An 18604-nucleotide genomic window follows, 5' to 3' on the forward strand; every position below is an offset into this window, starting at 1 on the left:
GTTGAGTCGCAGCCCCCCGCGCATCAGTAGGCCCCCTGCCCGTAGACCACCGCACGCAGCGTCTTCCACAAGATCACTGTGTCCAGGGCGAGCGACCAGTCCTCCACATACCGCAGGTCCAGCCGGACCGCCTCCTCCCATGGCAGGTCGCTGCGTCCGCTGATCTGCCACAGGCCGGTGAGCCCGGGCTTGACCAGCAGCCGCCGCCGGATGTCCGGGCCGTACGCGGCGGACTCCTCCGGTAACGGGGGCCGCGGACCGACGAGCGACATCGATCCGGTGAGCACGTTGAAAAGCTGCGGGAGCTCGTCGATCGAGTACCGGCGCAGCACTGTTCCCACCCGGGTCACCCGCGGATCCCGGCGGAGCTTGAACAGCAGGCCGGCTCCCTCGTTGCGGTCGGCCAGCTCGGCACGTGCCCCGTCGGCCCCGGCGATCATGGTGCGGAACTTGAGAATGGTGAACTCGCGGCCGTCCTTGCCGACCCTGCGCTGGCGGTAGAACGCCCCACCCCGGCTGTCCACCAGCACGAGCAGCCCGACGAGCACCATCAGCGGCGCGAACAGCACCAGCAGGATCGCCGCGCCCATCCGGTCGACGACCTCTTTGACTGCCCGGCGGCCCCCGGTGAAGGTCGGCATGCTGACCCGCAGCAGCGGGATTCCGAGCACCGCATCGACGTGCAGCCGCGGGCCGGCCACCTCCATCAGCACGGGGGCCACGACCATCTCGGCGTCGCTGCCCTCAAGGTTCCAGGCCAGCTGCTGCAGCCGGTCCGGTGACCAGTGCGGGTCCGGCGTGACCGCGACGACACGGTAGCCGTCGCGGCGGACGTGGTTGGCGACGTCCGTCAGCCGGCCGACGACCGGCACTCCGTCCAGTTGGTCACCACCGAGCCCGAGACCATCCGTCGTGCACACCGCATCCACCCGCCAGCCGAGGTGCGGGAACTTGCGGGTTCGGGTGATCAGGTCGCACACGGTGGCCGGGCTCCCGGCAGCAAGCACCGGTCGCAGGCACCGTCCTTCCTTCCGCTGTTTGTGCAGCCAGAGGCGCAGCAGATACCGCGCGGTCATGGTGGTGAGCGCGAGCGCGGGCATCGCGACGAAGATCCAGAGCTTGATGTTGTGCGAGGTGAGGGCGATCCCACCGAGCGCCAGGACGACGGCCGCCGTGAACAGTGCGCGTCCGAGCCGGCGGAATTCCTCGGCGCCCTGGCCGAGCACGGCCGGAGCCCATGCCCGGCTCACCGCAAGTGCTCCCAGCACCAGCAGCTCGGTGCCAAATGCGAGAATTCCCCACTTCTCGTGCCAGTTGGCCGCGTCCCGGGCCCCGAAGAAGGTGCCGATCGCCGCCACCACGAAGGCGGTGGTCAGGGTATCGCTGGTGATCACGGTACGGCGGTACCGCTGCTCCCAGTCGATCGCGAGTTGGTTGATTGCCCCGTTCGCCAGACGTCTTCGCGCCGACGTTAACGGGCTGGCTAATTCCCCCTGCCGCACGGGACCCCCCAGGTCACCAGTGGTTCGACGTGTTCGCCCAACACTGTTCCTCCCCCCGGGAGGCCCCCGCCCCCCGCACTGTTTCTCTCCTCGGGAGGCCCCCGCCCCCCGCGCATGACATCAATCCCGGTTATTTCAGTGCTACGTGAACAACCCACCCTGGCGGCAGCGGACTCGCATGTCCTGCCAGGCTCTTGAGGCGTGCGGGAACCCGTCGAAACCTCGGGTGCTCCCCGCACCCAAGGCCCCTGTCGGGCTCCATGAGAAGCATCGACAACGTAGACCACCGGAGCCGGTATGTAGAGGGGGTGTGTGTAATTTGTGCTCAGTCTTGAGACTGGACCCACCGATCGGCGACCGCCTACAGGTGTCTTTGCGCCACCGCGCGCCCCAGCAGCTCGCCCGGCCCCCGGGCGCGGCTTCTGCGCGGTCGCGTCACGGGCAGCGACCACGAGAGTCGGGTGACGAAGGTCGGATACCTGAAGGCGTAACGTTCGCTCCAGGCACCCGACTTGAGGCTCTCAGAAGAAGCCGAGCTTCTTCGGCGAGTACGACACGAGCAGGTTCTTCGTCTGCTGGGGGTGCAGGCCGGAACGCTGCTCTGACCTGTACTGTCGTGGCCGGGAGGCGCCGGAATTGGGCGGGCGGTCCGTGTGTGGCCCGGATCATGGTGGGCTGAGCTGGGGCTGTTTGCCCGCTTTGTCTCCCAGCCGTCGGCTGACCGGCCGTTGGTAGCCGGCCAGCGGAGTGCCGAGGGAGCTGCATCTTGGATCTTGCATAGCCCTGGCGAGACGACCGTGCGGCGCAGTGTCACCTCACGGGGGAGCGGATGGAGTGATCCGTCTCGTGAAATAGCGCTTCGATTCCTCCTCTGGTCCACCCGAGAAGCGTCAGGGTCAGTTCGGCGGTGGTAATGAGGCGTTCGTTGACACGATCTGCCTTAGCCCCGTGCGGAGTCCGGGCGGCCTGCCGAATGGTTCCTGTGAACCGATCAAGGCATTGCCATGCCCGGTGTTGGAGACTCAGCGCTTGGTTCAGCCCCAGTTCGCGACGTGCGAGGCCAGCCTTCAGGTGGGCCAGGTGGCTCTGTCCGTCGTCGAGGAAGTCGGTGGCCAGGTCCCAGCTTGGGTGCATGCTCGGCGGCAGCAATGCTCGGCCGACCACAGTCATGGTCCTGATCGTCGAGGAGGCTTTGTCCAGCTGCTGTGGCAGAAAGCCTGGCCCGGAGATCGCCATCCACCTGGTGATGTCATCGGCAGTGAAGTCCAGGATGGAGTCCAGCTCGGACTCGTCGCCAACATAGCCACCTTCGGGAACTTCCTCGGGCGGTGACGATGGAGCGAAGATCGCGGCCCGGCCGGCATCGAGGTCGAGCGCGGATGACACGCGGGCCAAGACCGCCGCATCCGCGGTAGCTAGGAGATTGTCCAGCAGGACATCGCTGTTCTTGTGGGTGTGGTTTGCCTGCTCAGCCATCGCGTTCCCCGTCTTCCTTGGCCAGCAGCGCTTGCTTGAGAAACTCACGGCCACGGTGCAAGTTCTGCCGTACTGCGTCGGATCTCATCCCCAGCTCAACCGCGATCTCGTGCGGTCGAAAACCGTCCAATGTCCATGCCATCACTGCCCTTTGGCGCTCCGGCAACCAGCCGAGCGTCTCGTACACGAGGGCCTCCTCTTCTCCCAGCTCCACCGCAGCCACGGGACATCGACCACCTGCCACATCCGGTACCTCATCGGTCAATTGCTCCCGTGAGTTGCGCAGCCGAGCCAGCCTGCGTGAGGAGACGCGGCGCAACCACGCCCGCGGGTGCTCGATGGATTCCCAGTGCTCGAAAGCCAGAGCGAAGGCGCTGTGTGCGATGTCAGCCGCTTCGTCGGCGGGGACGCCAAGTCGCATGATGAACCGGACCAAAGGAGCCATGTCTTTGGCGTAATGGTCGGCGAACGCGGCTCGGGACGACGAGGTTTCGGGGGCGGGTCGCAGCCGCGGAAAGGCACGAGCGGGTGGTGCTGATACCGCAGCCCGTGGTCGTGTCTCATCCAAGGGAGTTGCCCTTCCTGCGCGTACCGACCTCGACGAACGTCGTGCCTTGCTCTGGGTGCTGATCCAGGAGGCAGCTACCGGCGGGCAGTCGAACCACTCGTTTGGAGAGCTGCTGCTGGTGGAGGCGTGCTCTTTCCAGCGCCATGTGCTCGCGCAGCCAGATGATCGACACCCTGCCGCCACCAGCCACAAGCACTGCTATCAGGTAGGTGACCACTGCGGTACCCATACCGACAGACCCTTCATTCCGCGCCCACGAGACGCTGTTTGGTCAGTCCCGACACCAAGTAGTGCCATCACGGCAGCAGAACGTGACATGGTCGCTTGTTTTGTCTTCGCTCCAGTCACCTCGCCATGCCCTGGCGGAGTCTTGGTGCAAGTCACGCCCCGATTGCATGCGTTTGGGGCTGTTCATGTTGGAGGCGACCTTCGGCAGCACGCACGCCGACGGCGTCAGCGGCCGGATCGCCTACGCCAAGGGCAGATGAACACCGTCAAGGCGGACCACTGTCTGCCCCCTTTGTCAGAGAGGTGCGGCATTTCAGCACCCGGAGCACCCGCACCGGCCACCCCGCCTGACCAGCACATTTCCGCCACTCCGGGTGCTGGAATGCAGTACCTCTCTGGTGGCACCCCTCTGCGAGGCCTGCGGCCTCCCACTCCCGGCCTTCGCACGGCTTACCCCGAGTTCGAGGGGCCAGGCAGCGGCAGCGCTTCGTGGTTGTGCCAGATCAAGGCCCTGTCCTCGCGCCGGAGTTCTGCCTCTCCCCATTCCAGGCGCATGACACCGCTGTCCTTGGAGCAGGCATAGGCAAGGAGGATTAGAGTGTCGTCTGGGTCCAGCCGGTCGAGATCGCGGTGAATCTCTCGTTCCCGTACTCCCACCAAGCCTAGGTCTAGTTCCCCCTGCATCCTCTCTGGCCCATGCTGTTCAATCAGGTCAGCCTGAAACTTTGCCGCCTTGCGAAGACGCGCTGCAGTGACCGGTACGTCGGTCTTCGCGTACCGGATGGGGTAGAGGATCCGCCCGGCGATCACCATGACTGCGCGGGTGTTGAGGCGCACCGGGCGAGCGCCGGAGAGGGAGGCCAGCCCTGTGAGCAGTTCCTCGAACTGTGCGGCGTAGAGGCCGTGTCCGTAGGCCTCCAAGGTCTGTGTGCCAACCCCTTGATGTCCGTCCTTGGCTCGCTCGTGTGCCCGTACTAGACACTTCGCCACGGCCTGGGACAGCGGCCCGGCCAGATCGCCGAACGTCTTGCGCGCCCATTCCGACACATGATCGGCTCCGCTCATGGCAATCCCCCACCTGTCGAGTAGCTCCTGCTGAGCAGCTCTGTTCATGACCGTGCGGCAGAGCAGGAGTGGCCACAAGGGCGGAACCGGTCCACAACGGACGTGTTGGGAGTGGCTCGGTCAGTTTGGTGATTTTCGGGTGTGCTATCGCAGAGGTGGAGGTGCTGAGATGGTCGTTCGTGAAGCTCATCACCCAGCAAAGAGCTGAGTATTTATCCGTCCTCGGGTAGTGGGTAGAGGAGCACTTGGGAACGATCCTGGGTGCTCGGCACGTGGATATGTACGGGTGGCGTCAGCCGAGAAGCGGGAGAGTGTGCACGGATGGGTCCCAAGTCCACGAGGGTGTACAACATGATCCGTGAGCGGATCGCATCGGGGGAGATCGCACCTGGGGACAAGCTCCCGTCCGAGCGGACGCTGAGCGAAGAACTCGACGTCGGTCGTACCGCGCTTCGGCAAGTCCTGGCCCGGCTCGTGGCCGAGCACGTGCTGGAGGTCCACGGGCGCAGCTCCTACAGGGTGCCGATGCAGCTGGCGGAGCGCCCCGTGAGCATTGACGTGCCGGGCGAGTTGGAACCGTGGCGGATCTACGGAGAGAGAACCGTCTACGACAACCGGTGGGTGCAGCTGGCACTCGTTGATGTCGAACCGCCGGGGGTAGACCGCTTCGAGCACCACGTGGTGCGACTGCAGCACGTCGCGATCGCGGCGGTGCTCGACGACCAGGATCGCGTGCTGATGCTCTGGCGGTACCGCTTCGTGCCGGACATGTGGGGCTGGGAGCTGCCAGGCGGCATCGTGGATGAGGGGGAGGACGGGCTCGCGACCGCTTTCCGTGAAGTCGAGGAAGAGACCGGCTGGCGGCCGGCAGGGCTGGAGCACGTGGTCACCTACCAGCCCATGGTCGGCATGGTGGACTCACCTCACGAGATCTTCGTGGGCCATGGTGCGAAGCGCATGGGTGATCCGACGGACATCGAAGAGGCCGGCCATGTCGCGTGGGTTCCCCTCGCGGACGTCCCCACCCTCATGGCGCGCGGCGAGTTGATGGGCTCCGGAACGCTGGTGGCGCTGCTGCACGTGCTTGCTTCGCGTGGATACGGGGCCGCTACAGCCTCTGCGTGAGCTGCTCGATCCGCCGACGGTGTCGCACCGAGCTGGTCCGGCTTGCCAACAGCCGGGCTTGCCGGAGCTGTTCGTGGGCCTGGTCGTACTCTTGGCGCGCCAAATGGGCCTGCGCCAGGTCGCAACGCAGGCCCGCTGCTGCTCGGACGAATGTCGGATCCATGGCCTCGAGCGCGTCGTAAAGGTCGCTCACCGCGCCTTCGTCGCCGACGAGTGCGAGAGCGTTGCCGCGCCACCGGGCCAGGTGACTGGCGTTGAGGAAGATACTCAGCATCTCGGGGTCGCGGGCTTCCCCTCCGGCTGGGAGGAGTTCCGTTGCTCGATCAAGAGCGCTCCGGCAGTCGTTCGGCATGTTCGCGTGCGCGCACACCTCGGCTTCGGCGGCGTACAACCATGCCTGAAGGCGCGGAGACAGGCGTCGTCCGCCTGTGCGCCGGGCGTCACGTACGAGTTCGACCGCAAGCTCAGGCCGTCCTGCATCGACGAGGACGTATGCCTGCTCCGCCATCGCGTGCGCGAGGTACATGGGTTCGTCGGCTTCGCTGGCTGCCCGCTTGCCCAGTTCGTAGTGCTTCCAGGCTCGTTCGACCGCTCCAACGTCCAGTGCCTGCCATGCAGCGAGCGTGGCGGCGCCGGCCAAGGCCCGGGCCACGGGGCGCCGGGTTTCAGGGAGTACGGCAAACGTCAGCGCGTCCTCAAGGGTCGCCAGGTGTCCGGTCATTTGGTCGATCAGTCCTGCGGCGCCCATCTGGCGGTCGATGGTACGCAGCAGCTCGGTCTGGCCCATGAACGTCTTCACCATGGTGAGGCTGACGTTTCTTGCCGAGTCGATCCGGGAGATCAGTTCGTCGTAGCCGTCGGCCATGGCCGCTGGGGCGTGACCTCCAGGACTGCCGAACAGCTCCTGGTCCGTGAGTCCCAGCAGGGAACGCAAGATCGTGGCGTACTGATTCAGGATCTTGCGCTTGCCGTTCTCCCACTCGGAGACGTACACGCGCAAGCTGGCAGTGGATGCTACGTCGATCAAGTGTTGACGCGCGTGGCGCTCGATTTCGCGCACCAGTCGCTCCTGCGACCATCCTCGTGCTGTCCGCGCCTCCCGCAAGCTGCCGCTCACGTTCATCACCCCGGCTGTGTGCCTTCAGTTGGCTTCCAGAAGCAGGATGCAGCACATCTCCGCAGGTGCGCAGGGGTTAACAGAGGTTGGTTAACTCAAGTTGGCTACCAGCGAGTTGTCGGTCGGGTGTCTTCTAGTGGTGTGCCGACACGGCGAGTTGAAAAGTCGATCGGTGCGAAGCCCTTGACGTCTGGTGCGCACCAGATGCAACCTGCTGGTGCGCACCAGACGGAGCGATGAAAGCCCCGACGATTCATCCGTCAGGGCTCCCAAAGGCTGGTGTCGGAGCGGCCTCCTACCGCCAAGCAGTTCGCCGCTCCCCACTCCCACGAAATGGAGCACACCAATGCTCAATCAGCGTACGCCCATGCCCAGGTGGCCCAAGGCCCCGTTGCCGAAGGCCGCCGGGGTGTCCCTCGTGCTCGCGAAGGTGGAGGAGTTCCTGCGCATGTTCCCGGGGCTTCCGGCGCCCTCGGTGACGGTCAGCATCGACTCGGTTCTCATCCAGTTCGCACACATGCCGTCCGACGAGATGTTCCCGGCTGTCGCCCTGCTGGCCAGCGTCGCGGAATGGCCGACCCGTCTGAACGCTATGAGCGACGGTGGCTATCACTTCGAGACCCATGGCCGCCTGTGGGGAGTCGAGGTAGCCGTTTTCGCAGCCACGAAGCTGGCCACCGACCCGATTCGTGGCGACGAGGCGGTGGCGTGATGACCGTCTTCCTCGGCTACGACCGGCGCCCGGTTTGCCGTGCCGCCGTCTGCCCGCGGTGCGGTCGCAGGGTCCAGGTCTCCCGGTGCCGTACGGCGGCTCGCGAGATGTGCGGTTCCTGTGGTCACGAGTGGTCGCCCGCCTCGCGTGTCGAGCGTGCGGAGGTGCGCTGAGATGGCCTCGCTTCGTCCGCGCACGGCGCTGGGCAGGACTTGCTCGCGTCAGCAGGTGCTCGAGCTGGGCTGGTCCGGCCTTTCCTCGGTGCTGGGTGTCGACCTGGTCGTACTGGACGGCGCGGCATGTGCCGGGACGGACCCGCAGGTGTTCTTCGACGGCGCGGAGGCGAACGTCTGGCTCGCCAAGAGGATCTGCCGTCGCTGCCCGGTGAAAACCCGCTGCCTGGAGTGGGCCCTGGCCAACGGCGAGAAGTTCGGGATCTTCGGCGGTCTGACCACACGAGAGCGCCAGCGTGTGCAGCGGCAGCGGCGTCAGGGGCGTGCGGCATGAACGTCCCGCTCCCGCACGAGCCGTCGACGCCAGACGACCGTCTGCCTGTCACCCCGGTCTTCGACCGCTACGGACAGCAGATTTTCCCGGTGCCCGTGCCCCGAACCCCTGACCACCACTGCGCCGCGTGCCACTGCTCCCACCACGCCCCCGCCGAGCGAGGCGCCGGCCGATGGACACCCGGCACAGCAATTGCGGTGGGCGCGGGCGGTGCACTGGCCGTGGGCGTCGTCCTGGTGGCCCTGCTGCTGTCGGTTGCCGTCGTCGCGGTCTCCGCTGCGGTGGCCGCGCTCGCGCTCGCCGTCGTCGCCATGGTGGCGCGCGCCTTGCTCGGCAACGAGCAGTCCTCGCGCGAGACGCGCGAACGCTGATCTGTCCTCATCTCCATTCCTGCTGCTGTCGAGCCCGAACGCCCTGCGGTGATCCGCGCTGCCCGAACGGGCCCGACAGCCCGTCCCTCCAAGGAGGTTGAGCTCCAATGCCCCAGACGAGTCAGAACACGCACCTGAGCCGCCAGCTGGTGGCGCTGCAGCACTATGCCGAACTCCTGGCCGCCGCCCGTACCGCGGTGTCGGCGTACTGGGACGGCGAGGCGGACCCGCTGGACGTCCTCGTCGACGCCCTCGACGAGCTCGGCGCGCTGCCCGAGTACGTTCCGCAGCTCACCGACCAGGCCCTGGACGTCCTCGATGCGCCGGTCGTGGGGAGGCGGGTCGCGTGAGCGCCCGGACTCGCTGCCCCGCCTGCGGCTGGCGCCGCGTCTACCGCAACCCGTACGCCGGCCGCCGCGCCGCCCGCACCCACACCTGCAGCTCCCGTATGGCAGGAGGCCTCCGGTGAGCGCCGTTCCGTGGCCTGACGGCCGTCTGATCGCCCTCGACACGGAAACCACTGGCACCGACTGGGATGCGGACCGCATTGTCGCGGCCTCCGTGGTCGTGGTCGGCGGCGGAGAGGAACCCGAGGTCGCCACCTGGCTCGTCGACCCCGGGGTGGAGGTCCCGGACGCTGCGGTCGCGGTGCACGGCATTACCACCGAGCGCGTCCGCGCCAAGGGATGCGATGCGGCAACGGCGATCGAGGAGATCAGCGACGAGCTGACGCGATTGATGGATGCCGGGCATCCGCTGGTCGTCTTCAACGCTCGGTTCGACCTGACGCTGCTGGACCGCGAGTGCCGCCGGTACGACCTGGTGCCGCTGCTCGACCGGCTCCTGCAGCGCGAACTCGCCCCGGTCGTAGATCCGTTGGTCATCGACAAGCAGGTGCAGCCCTACCGGCGCGGCTCCCGCAGGCTCCCTGACCTGTGCACGCACTGGCGCGTACGGCACGACGGGCGGCACGACGCGACCGGTGACGCATTCGCCGCCGCACGTCTGGCCTGGCGGCTCGGCCGCACCTACCCCCAGCTCGGCGCCATGGACCCGCTTGACCTGCACCGGCTGCAGGTCACACGCGCCGCCGAGCAGGCCGCGAGCCTGCAGGCCTACCAGCGCCGCAGCAATCCCACCGCATGCGTCGAGTCCGCCTGGCCCTGCGTACCGCATACCACCACACCCGCCAACTCCCCTAAGGGAGAACAGCAATGACACCCGCCACTACCACGACAGGCGACGCCGTCGACCGTCTGGCCGCCCTGCGCGAGCTCGCTGCTGCTCACCGGTCGTACGTCGACGAGGCCCAGGAACTCGCACGGCGGGAGCGTGAGGAACGTGAGCGCTTGACCGCGGAGACTCTCGCACTCGACTACATCGATTGCTTGTTCGGGCACACCCTGGTCAAGGTCCTGCCCGCGGATGCATGGCAGGGCTACCCAAGCGGAGACGAATGCCCCCGGCCGATGGCTGTGGCATACCTCGGGAGCGGCATGTTCCTGATGCACAGCACCCTATGGGACAGCGTTGAGCTCCTGGACTACCTGTTCCTACTGAGGCCGTGTCCCTGCGGCAGCTACGCGGAGACCCTGCTCCGCGGTGAGTACGATCTGACCCTCGTTCTGGACGCACAGCACGACGTCTGCACGGGCTCCTGCCTCTCGTCCATCGAGGATGCGGAGGACTGAGCGCGATGGCCTCTCCCCAGCCCTCCGACGTCACCATCGTGGATCCCGTGATCCACTCCGGCGGCTACCTGGTGGTCGGCACGCGCGGCTCTGGTCACTTCACCGTCCGGTGGCACGTGTGGGACACGGCCGGCCGCTACGCCGGGTACGCCTCCTCCTTCGATCTCGTCTCCCTGGTCATCGCCAACTACGAGCGCGGACACGGTCTGTAGGTCCCGCCACCATCGCCCGCCCGGTACGCCTGCCGAGTTCGCACCGGGCGGGCCCCACCCACCCGCTTCGCCAAGAGGGAGAGCCCTCTCATGCGCCACGTCCTGCCCGCCGCACTGCGACACCGCCTCTACCGCCACCTGCACCCCCGCGCCTACCGCGAGGGCCAATTCGCCGAGCAGCGGCACCAGTTCCTCGACATCGACCCGGACCTGGAGCGCGAGGACTACACCAGGCCCGCCAAGATCGGAGACGTGCAGTGACCACGGGCACCTCACAGGCGGCCCCAATTGCCCGCCGGGACCGGCTGGTGTACGCGGGGATGGGCGCGGTCGGCGTGGCCGCCGCTGCCTCGTCCTACGCGGCCCTGCAGGACCTGGCGGTCCGTACGGGCTGGCGGCCCTGGCTGTCGTGGCTGTTGCCGCTGACCCTCGACGCGTACGCAATGACGGCCGTGCGGGTGTGGCTGGGCCGCTCAACTCCCAACCGCTCGGCTCGTGCGTGGGCGAAGGCGAACGCGATCGGTGCGATCGGGCTGTCGGTTGCGGGCAACGCGGTCGACCACGCTGCGGCGGCAGGGGTGATCACGGTGTCCTGGCCGCTGATCGTCGCGGTCTCCGCGATCCCGCCGGTCGTCCTCGGCCTGCTCGTCCACATGGCCCACCTGCGCGCCCTGCCCCCTGCTACCGACACCCCTGCCACCAGCTCCCTAGACACGGCGACCGACAAGGCTCCGGACACCCCCGCCGACGAGAGCCCTGCTGACAGCCCACAGCAGCCCCTCACCGATGACACGACAGCACCCCGGCCGGATGAACCCGCCAAGCCGTCTGCTGTGCCGGAGCATTCGCAACGACGGCAGGCCCGCCGCACGGCAGCCGGGCGGGCCCAGCGGCGGGCACTGCCGCCTGGCAAGACCGACGACGAGCTGATTGCCGCAGCCCGCCAGCGCATCGCCGACGGCGCGGACGCCTCGGCGACCTGGCTGATCAAGACCTACGGCATCGGCACCGGCCGCGCCGGACGCATCCGCGACGCCGCCGCCCAGCCCGAACCCGAACTCCCGCCCACGCCCGCCCTCGTGCCCGTCCCCGAACAGCACGAGTCGGACGGCACCGAAGACCTGCACGTGAACAGCCCTGACACCACACCCGAATCCGGCCTCGAAGAGGAGCCCGCAGCATGACCACCCGCCTCACCCCGCCTCAGCGCGAGCGAGCCGCACTCGCCGCTCGCCGCACCGCCACTGCACTCCACACGACGCTGAGCATCTTCGGCGTCCTGCTCCTGCTCATCGCAGCCGACGACCTGCTCAGTACCCACCTGTTCACCGCCGGACGGCAGCAGCTTCAGCACCTGCCCTTGCTTATGAGCATCGGCGCCGCAGCCCTGGTAGCCGCCTACGGCCTGGCCCTCCTGCTGGACCGCCTCGCCCGCCGCCTTGAGAACACCCCGACCGTCCCCGCTGACTCCGCGAAAGAGAGCAACCGGTGACACCCCTGCTGCAAGCCCTGCCGATCGCCGCCCCGGTACTGGGATGGGCCGCGCACGCCCTCTTCCTCACCCGCAGGCTGCGCACCGCCCGCACCGACCCGCTGACCGGGCTGATGTGCCGCGACGAATTCACCACCCGCGCCCTGCGCGCCGTCAAGCACCCGGACGCCGCCGTCCTCATGGTCGACCTCGACGACTTCAAGCACACCAACGACAGCCACGGGCACCACGCAGGAGACGCAGTCCTGGCCGAGGTCGGCCGGCGCCTCGGAGCATGGTGCGAGCAGCAGGGCGGGTTCGCCGCGCGGCTCGGCGGCGATGAGTTCGCTGCCGTCGTCCGACTGACACCCGACACCGACTTGCACGACAACGCACTGCACTGGTGGGGCCTGAACGACGCGCTGTCCGACGCGGTCGACACCGGCACCACGGTCCTCAAACCGCGGGCATCGGTCGGTATCTGCCGTGCCTGCGACCGCCCCGGAGCCAAGCTCGCGCAGTTAATGCGCGGCGCGGACGAAGCCATGTACGGCGCCAAGCAGCTCGGCACGCGTCTGCGGTTCGCCGCCCCCAGCGACGTCTACCCCACGGCCGCAGGCCGCCGCAAAGGCCGCCGCGGCACGCACACCTCCCTGCCCCTGCCGCCCCGGCCCCAGGAGGAGGTCTCGTGATGGACCGCCGGCACACCACGACCGTCCGTATCCCCAAGCAGCGTCGCTTCTCTCGTCAGGGCCCGGTCGTGCTCGTCGTCCCTGATCAACTCACCTGGACCGAACGCGCCCTGGCGGCAATTGGCCGCGCGCTGTGGAAGCGCCGTCGCGCTTTCGTCCCCGCTACCACCTGCCTGGCCTGCTGGATGACGGCAGCCATTGCACACGCTCTTGCTCCGCAGGCCTGGTTTCTCCCGGTCCTGGTGACCTTGGCGGCTGTGGGCTGGATGGTGTGGGCCGCACGGCACCTGCCGCCGGCCGGTCCCCAGATCAGGTCGTGGCGCTACTTCCTGGCCGGTGGGTGGCTTGTCGCGGGGGTGTGGGCCGCTGCCTCCGTGGCGTACGGGCCGACGGCCGGGCCGCTGCCGCTGCTCTGGCTGCTGCTGGCCGTCGCCGCGCACATCGCCTGGTTCCGTCTGCGCACCCCCGTCCCTGACCCCGCTGCCGATCCGGCTGACGAGACACCGAGGGAGTCCCGCTCATGACCACTCCGCCCAACGGCTTCGGCGGTACGCAAGGCGCCAACCATGGGTACGAGGACGCCCGCCGCGCGGGCAAGACCCGCTACCGCACCACCAATCGCAGCCGCGAGTACCACTTCCACCTCGGCGAGTCGGGCGACAGTGGCAACGCTAGGGGCGGCAGGGGAGGAGGCTCCGGGTTCTTCCGCGGCGACGGTCGTGAGCAGGCGGGCATGCACAGCCCGCTCGCCGACCCGGAGTTCTTCTCCAACGTCGACATCCGCAACTACTGCGAGAAGGGCCGGCGCCTGTTCATCCAGCTCGCCTTCGAACTCGCCACCGCAGCCGAGGTGTTGAACGCCGTCCTCAAAGAGGTCCCGGACCCAGAAGGCCACCCCTTCGGCGCCCGAACCCGGGCCCGCCGTGTGTCCCGGAAGTTGAAAAAGGCCGCCGACGAGTCCCGCGACACCGCCAAGAACCTGGCCGCGACCTACGCCGCCTTCCAGCGCGAGTTCGACCCCGAACTCGCCCCCTACCGCACCCGTCAGCGCCACCGGCCCTCCGGCCGGCGCTTCGACTTCAACGGCTGACAGCCGCACCACCCGCACGTGAAGGAGGCCGAAGGCCGTGTCCCAGCAGCCCAACCCCGAGCAGCTCCTCGAGGAACAGATGCGCTCCGCGTCCGGCAGCGGGGGAGTGCTCGAGTACCTGCTGCACCGCGTCAAGCCGCACATGCCCCCGTGGCTCGTGGCGGCCGGGACCGGCCTGGCCGCCACGCCCGCCCACAGCCACTGGGCCAACAATGCCGCAGCCGCAGCCGGTTTGACCCTCGCCTCGGTCGCCCTCACCGGCGTGACCTGGCGGGCGGGCAAGCCCACCAGCTCCTCGAGGCGCCTGCACTGCGCCATCAGCGTCGCCTGCGCCTCCAGCTGGTTCACCGCCTCAGCCATCGCGGGCCCGGGCAACGGCCTGCTGGCCAACCTCTACTACATCGGCGCCCCTTCACTGGCTCTCTCCTGGAACATCCGCCAGGTCCTGCGCCGCAACCCCGACGCCGGCCCGGGTGCCGGCGACGGCGGACTGCTGGAGAAGGTCGGTCTTGCCAAGACGCAGATCGTCCGCAGCGAAGTGGCGCCGAACAAGGCCACGTTCGATCTGCAGTTGCCGCGTGGGGAGCTGACCTCCGACGACGTCACCAAGGCCATGCCCCTGCTGGCCAGCGCCCTGGATGTCTCCAAGAACGGTGTCCGCGTGCAGCCGGATCCTGACTCGGCTGCTCGGGCACAGCTGACGATCGTCCCGCACGACCTGCTCAAGAACACTGTTCCGTGCCCTGGGCCCTCTCACCCTGGAGGGTCGATCGCCGACCCGGTTCACACCGGCATCTATGAGGACGGCACTGACGCCGTTCTGTACTTCCCCGGTGACCCGGCGACCGGCCGCAATGCCATGCACCTGCTCGTCATGGGGATGACCGGCTCCGGCAAATCGGAAGGGGGGCTCACCGTGCTCGGGGAGGTCTTCACCCGCCGGGACGTGATGGTGTGGGCCTCCGACCCGGCCAAGGCCGAACAGACCCTCGGTCCGGTCCTTCCCGCCATCGACTGGGCTGCCCTGGACATGAAGTCCACCGAGGCCATGCTCGCGGCCCTGCACGCGGTCATCCCCGCCCGCACAGCTTGGCTCGCCAAGTACGGCTACAAGCAATGGGTCCGCGAGTGCGCCCGTACACAGGCCGACGGCTCCCCGGGCATGCCCTACCTGCTGGCCTGGTTCGAGGAAGCTGCCAAGACCATTCGCGAAACCGATGACGACGTCTTCACCGGCATCGCCCAGGAAGCCCGCTCCGCCGGCGTCGGCCTGGTCGTCTCGATGCAGCGTGCCTCCGGCAACCAGGTGTCCACCGACACCCGGGCCTCCCTCGGCTCGTCCTGGGTGTTCGGCGTCCGCAGCGACCGGGACGCAGGCTTCGCCCTGGACGGCGAAGTCCTCGACGCGGGCGCCGCCCCGCACATCTGGAAGGACAAGAAGCCGGGCTACTGCTACCTGGTCGCCAACGGCATCCCCGAGACCTTCTGGCCCATGCCGGCCCGTTCCTACCTCACCCCGCGCGAGTACCTCGAGTGGGTCGTGATCACCTTCGCCGATCAGCGCGCCGCCCTCGACCCCGTCACCGCCGACGCAGCCGCCCGTGCCGCCGGGCGCCTCTTCACTCAGCGCACCCGCTACCCCCTGCCCGGTACCACCGACAACCAGCCCAGGGAGGACGCCATGACACATCACGACCACGACCCGTACGGGCCAGGCGAATACGGCGACGAAGACGATCCGCGCGACGACGAAGACCCCTACGACGAGGACGTCGACGACGCCGATCCGGAAAAGGAACTCCCCACCGTTTCCCAGGTTGTTGAGCTTGCCGAGCGCTCTCCGGCAAAGCCACGCGAGAACATCTCCGCGAGCCAGGCCCGACAGGTCATGGAAGACATCCTCGACGAATTCGAAACCGAGGGCCGCACCATCGTCGGACCGAAAGACTTCATGGAACACTGCGACCGCCACGGCCGCTCCCGCTCCTGGGTCTCCGGCCAAGTCGCCGCCTTTGTCATGGCCGGCCGCCTCGCCGAGACCGCAGAGACCGGCGAGTACCGCATCGTCCGTGACGACGAGGCCGCCTGACGGTCCTGACGCGTCAGACGCGTCTGACACCCCTGACGGCCGCGGGCCCCAACGCACGGGTCATACGTGCGCGCGACCCCCGTCAGACGCGTCTGACACCCCCGGCCTGACACCCCTGACACCCCGCCGCCCCGACCCCGGCACGCGCTCACGATCACGCCGCCGAGCCGACCTCACAGCCTGCTCGACGCCCCTCCGCAGCAGGAGAGGCACGCGAATGCCGGGTTTTTCGACCTCATTCCCTGGAACACAGGAGATACCGCGTGATGCGCTACCCAGCATCCTGTCGCCCCGCGAACGCAACGGCACTGGAATATGCACTCGATGCGGCCAGAAACGGCCTGTCCGTGATCCCGCTTTCGCGTACCAAGCTCCCTGCGGTCCGCTCACCCCACCGCGACGAACCAGGCGACAGGAAACGCTGTCGGGGTGAGTGCGGCCGTATCGGGCACGGCATTCACGACGCGACCACCGAACCTGCCGCCATCGAGGCCTTGTTCGCCACGGCTCCCTGGGCCACCGGCTACGGCATCGCCTGCGGCCAGCCGCCGCACCACCTCATCGGCCTCGACCTGGACGTGAAGAACGGCACCAACGGCATCGAGGCACTCGGCGAGTTGGCCGCCCGGCACGGCTTCGCCGTCCCCGACACCGTGACGGTCGCCACCCCGAGCGGCGGCCGGCACCTGTGGCTGTCCGGCCCCGCCGACGTACGCATCCCCAACTCGGTCGGCCGCCTGGCCCCTGGCATCGACATCCGCGGATCCGGCGGCTACCTCGTCGGCCCCGGCTCCCTGACCGTCCCCGGCTGCTACACCCTCGCCCCGGCACACGAGCACGCCGAGATCCGTCCCGTCCCGCCGGAACTTCTGCAGCTGCTCACCCCGCCCGAACCTGCCCGGCGAAACCTACGGCCCTCCGGTCTCGGCACATCCGGCCGCCAGGCCAAGGGACTGATCCGCTACGTCCTGGATGCCACCGCGGAGGCCAAAGACGGCAACGGCCGCAACGACCGCCTCTACTGGGCCGCTTGCCGCGCCTACGAAGCAGGCGGCCCCGACACCGAAGGCCTCGCAGCCGCACTCATCGAGGCCGCCGTACTGGTCGGCCTGGACGAGCACGAAGCACGCGCCACCGTCGACTCTGCCGCCCGTACCACCCGGAGCCACTGTTGAGCACCGCCGCCACCATCCCCCACCAGCAGGCCGACACCGCCTCCCTCGCCGAAGAACTGCTCCGGAACAACGGCGTCGACCCGGACAAGAAAGGCCCCTCCCAGGCAACCCAACTGGCCGCTCTCGCCCGCGAACGCTACGAGCTGTTCATGTCCGACGACGGCCGCCCCTACGCCGTCACCGTCGGCGGCCCCAACATCGCCCTCCCGCTGCGAGGCAAGGCCGGCCTGCGCTCCCAGCTCGCCCGCGTCTTCACCGACACACACAACGGCACCGTCCCCGCCCAGTCGGCCCTCGCCGACGCCATGACCGTCCTGGAAGGAGTCGCCGCCATGGCCGACCCCCGCACCCCGCAACTACGCATCGCCCGCCACGGCGAACGCATCATCGTCGACCTCGGCACCACCGACGGCCGGTGTGTGACCATCGGCCCCGACGGCTGGCAGCGCCTGCCCGCATCGCCGGTCGTCTTCCGCCGCTCCGGCGCGATGAAACCGCTGCCCGAGCCCGTACGCGACGGCGACGGACTGGCCCGCCTGCGCGACCTGCTCAACACCACTGACGATGGCTTCCGGCTCCTGGTTGCCTGGCTCATCGCCGCGTTCATCCCCGATCTCCCGCACCCGATCCTCACCTTCCGCGGCGAGCAGGGCACCGGTAAGTCCTATGCGGCGAAGACGGTCATCGGCCTCGTCGACCCGTCCGGCGCCCCCAAGCGCACCGCACCCCGGGACCTGAAGTCCTGGGCCGTGCAGGCCTTCAACTCCTGGGCCCTGTGCCTGGACAACGTCTCCGTCGTCCCGGACTGGCTCTCCGACGCCCTGTGCCGGGCGGTCACCGGCGACGGCATCGTCGACCGCGCCCTGTACACCGATGACGACGTCGTCGTGCTCGAGTTCCGCCGCGTCCTCGCCATGACCACCATCGACGCCGGCGCCCTGGCGGGCGACCTCGCCGAGCGCCTGCTGACCATCGAGCTCCAGCTCATCCCCGACCACAAGCGCCGCGAAGAAGCCGAGCTCGACCGGGCCTACGCCGACGCCCACCCGGCGATCCTCGCCTCGCTCTTCGACCTCCTCGCCCAAGTCCTCAAAGCACTCCCCGAAGTTGAACTCGCCGAGCGCCCCCGCATGGCCGACTTCGCCCGCGTTCTGGCAGCCGTCGACCAGGTCACCGGCTGGAGCACCCTCGACTCCTACAAAGCCACCGCAGCCGACGCCGTCGCCGACGTCCTCGACGGCGAACCCTTCGCCCAAGCCGTCGTCGACCTCGTCCGCGCCTCGGGTCGCGACGGCGTCTCCCTCACCGCGGCCCAGCTCCTGGACGCCGTCATCGCGCCCGACAAGCTCCCCAAGAAGTGGCCCAAGGACCCCACTCGGGCAGCCGGACAGCTCAAGCGCCTTGCCCCCGCTCTGCGCACCATCGGTGGCCTTCCCCTCGTAGCGTAGAGACCGTGACTGCAAGGGAAGTTGGGAGTCATGGCGAACACGAGACGGAAGTTCGATGCCGAGTT

Annotated in this window: 23 protein-coding genes; 17 read left to right on the forward strand and 6 right to left on the reverse strand. The window is 68.4% G+C overall.

Going from position 1 to position 18604, the window contains the following annotated elements; all coding sequences use genetic code 11:
- Positions 1-23: 23 nt before the first annotated feature.
- The 5 genes from ABCR83_RS16700 to ABCR83_RS16720 all read right to left on the reverse strand — a co-directional run bounded on the left by ABCR83_RS16700 (position 24) and on the right by ABCR83_RS16720 (position 4887).
- A complete protein-coding gene (locus ABCR83_RS16700) occupies positions 24-1502 on the reverse strand; it encodes a sugar transferase (RefSeq protein ID WP_462695811.1) in 1479 nt (492 codons plus the stop codon).
- Positions 1503-2312: 810 nt separating this feature from the next.
- The gene (locus tag ABCR83_RS16705) at positions 2313-2978 is read right to left on the reverse strand and encodes a hypothetical protein (protein ID WP_462695812.1); all 666 of its coding nucleotides are present in this window, start codon (positions 2976-2978) and stop codon (positions 2313-2315) included.
- On the reverse strand, positions 2971-3423 hold the full coding sequence (locus tag ABCR83_RS16710) for an RNA polymerase sigma factor (protein WP_462695813.1): 453 nt from the start codon (positions 3421-3423) through the stop codon (positions 2971-2973). Before ABCR83_RS16710 ends, ABCR83_RS16705 begins: the two co-directional genes overlap by 8 nt.
- A gap of 115 nt (positions 3424-3538) precedes the next feature.
- Positions 3539-3775, reverse strand: coding sequence for a hypothetical protein (locus ABCR83_RS16715; protein ID WP_462695814.1), 237 nt, complete (start codon positions 3773-3775; stop codon positions 3539-3541).
- A 449-nt stretch (positions 3776-4224) separates the two neighbouring features.
- Positions 4225-4887, reverse strand: a complete 663-nt coding sequence (locus tag ABCR83_RS16720) for a hypothetical protein (RefSeq protein ID WP_462695815.1) — start codon at positions 4885-4887, stop codon at positions 4225-4227.
- A 273-nt stretch (positions 4888-5160) separates the two neighbouring features.
- Here ABCR83_RS16720 and ABCR83_RS16725 point away from each other — a divergent pair, with 273 nt between their 5' ends.
- Positions 5161-5964, forward strand: a complete 804-nt coding sequence (locus ABCR83_RS16725; RefSeq protein WP_462695816.1) for a GntR family transcriptional regulator — start codon at positions 5161-5163, stop codon at positions 5962-5964.
- Here ABCR83_RS16725 and ABCR83_RS16730 read toward each other — a convergent pair.
- Entirely contained in the window at positions 5948-7024 is a 1077-nt protein-coding gene (locus ABCR83_RS16730; RefSeq protein WP_462695817.1) for an XRE family transcriptional regulator, read from the reverse strand. The genes ABCR83_RS16725 and ABCR83_RS16730 overlap by 17 nt on opposite strands.
- Before the next feature lie 475 nt (positions 7025-7499).
- Between ABCR83_RS16730 and ABCR83_RS16735 the strand changes: the two genes are divergently transcribed.
- The 16 genes from ABCR83_RS16735 (at position 7500) to ABCR83_RS16810 (ending at position 18539) form a co-directional block, all read left to right on the forward strand.
- The gene (locus ABCR83_RS16735; protein ID WP_462695818.1) at positions 7500-7793 is read left to right on the forward strand and encodes a hypothetical protein; all 294 of its coding nucleotides are present in this window, start codon (positions 7500-7502) and stop codon (positions 7791-7793) included.
- A gap of 174 nt (positions 7794-7967) precedes the next feature.
- Entirely contained in the window at positions 7968-8300 is a 333-nt protein-coding gene (locus ABCR83_RS16740) for a WhiB family transcriptional regulator (protein WP_462695819.1), read from the forward strand.
- Positions 8297-8671 carry a SpdD-like protein gene (locus ABCR83_RS16745; RefSeq protein ID WP_462695820.1) on the forward strand — a complete coding sequence of 125 codons (375 nt, stop codon included), beginning with the start codon at positions 8297-8299 and terminating at the stop codon, positions 8669-8671. The genes ABCR83_RS16740 and ABCR83_RS16745 overlap by 4 nt, the downstream gene beginning before the upstream one ends.
- 107 nt (positions 8672-8778) lie before the next feature.
- Entirely contained in the window at positions 8779-9021 is a 243-nt protein-coding gene (locus ABCR83_RS16750; protein WP_462695821.1) for a hypothetical protein, read from the forward strand.
- Positions 9022-9136: 115 nt separating this feature from the next.
- Positions 9137-9889, forward strand: a complete 753-nt coding sequence (locus ABCR83_RS16755; protein ID WP_462695822.1) for an exonuclease domain-containing protein — start codon at positions 9137-9139, stop codon at positions 9887-9889.
- The gene (locus ABCR83_RS16760; RefSeq protein WP_462695823.1) at positions 9886-10362 is read left to right on the forward strand and encodes a hypothetical protein; all 477 of its coding nucleotides are present in this window, start codon (positions 9886-9888) and stop codon (positions 10360-10362) included. Before ABCR83_RS16755 ends, ABCR83_RS16760 begins: the two co-directional genes overlap by 4 nt.
- A 5-nt stretch (positions 10363-10367) precedes the next feature.
- Complete coding sequence (locus ABCR83_RS16765) at positions 10368-10574, forward strand: hypothetical protein (protein WP_462695824.1); 207 nt, start codon at positions 10368-10370, stop codon at positions 10572-10574.
- A gap of 90 nt (positions 10575-10664) precedes the next feature.
- Positions 10665-10835 carry a hypothetical protein gene (locus tag ABCR83_RS16770; RefSeq protein WP_462695825.1) on the forward strand — a complete coding sequence of 57 codons (171 nt, stop codon included), beginning with the start codon at positions 10665-10667 and terminating at the stop codon, positions 10833-10835.
- The gene (locus ABCR83_RS16775) at positions 10832-11758 is read left to right on the forward strand and encodes a DUF2637 domain-containing protein (RefSeq protein WP_462695826.1); all 927 of its coding nucleotides are present in this window, start codon (positions 10832-10834) and stop codon (positions 11756-11758) included. The genes ABCR83_RS16770 and ABCR83_RS16775 overlap by 4 nt, the downstream gene beginning before the upstream one ends.
- Positions 11755-12066 carry a hypothetical protein gene (locus tag ABCR83_RS16780; protein ID WP_462695827.1) on the forward strand — a complete coding sequence of 104 codons (312 nt, stop codon included), beginning with the start codon at positions 11755-11757 and terminating at the stop codon, positions 12064-12066. Before ABCR83_RS16775 ends, ABCR83_RS16780 begins: the two co-directional genes overlap by 4 nt.
- Positions 12063-12737, forward strand: a complete 675-nt coding sequence (locus ABCR83_RS16785) for a GGDEF domain-containing protein (protein ID WP_462695828.1) — start codon at positions 12063-12065, stop codon at positions 12735-12737. Before ABCR83_RS16780 ends, ABCR83_RS16785 begins: the two co-directional genes overlap by 4 nt.
- On the forward strand, positions 12737-13261 hold the full coding sequence (locus ABCR83_RS16790; protein ID WP_462695829.1) for a hypothetical protein: 525 nt from the start codon (positions 12737-12739) through the stop codon (positions 13259-13261). The genes ABCR83_RS16785 and ABCR83_RS16790 overlap by 1 nt, the downstream gene beginning before the upstream one ends.
- Positions 13258-13827 carry a plasmid transfer protein TraA gene (traA, locus tag ABCR83_RS16795; RefSeq protein ID WP_462695830.1) on the forward strand — a complete coding sequence of 190 codons (570 nt, stop codon included), beginning with the start codon at positions 13258-13260 and terminating at the stop codon, positions 13825-13827. The genes ABCR83_RS16790 and traA overlap by 4 nt, the downstream gene beginning before the upstream one ends.
- Before the next feature lie 37 nt (positions 13828-13864).
- Positions 13865-15916, forward strand: a complete 2052-nt coding sequence (gene traB, locus ABCR83_RS16800; protein ID WP_462695831.1) for a plasmid transfer protein TraB — start codon at positions 13865-13867, stop codon at positions 15914-15916.
- Between the two features lie 266 nt (positions 15917-16182).
- Positions 16183-17091, forward strand: a complete 909-nt coding sequence (locus tag ABCR83_RS16805) for a bifunctional DNA primase/polymerase (protein WP_462695832.1) — start codon at positions 16183-16185, stop codon at positions 17089-17091.
- Positions 17088-18539 (forward strand): ATP-binding protein, encoded by a 1452-nt coding sequence (locus tag ABCR83_RS16810; protein ID WP_462695833.1) that lies wholly within the window; start codon positions 17088-17090, stop codon positions 18537-18539. Before ABCR83_RS16805 ends, ABCR83_RS16810 begins: the two co-directional genes overlap by 4 nt.
- Positions 18540-18604 lie beyond the last annotated feature (65 nt).

Source organism: Streptomyces xingningensis (assembly GCF_054957865.1).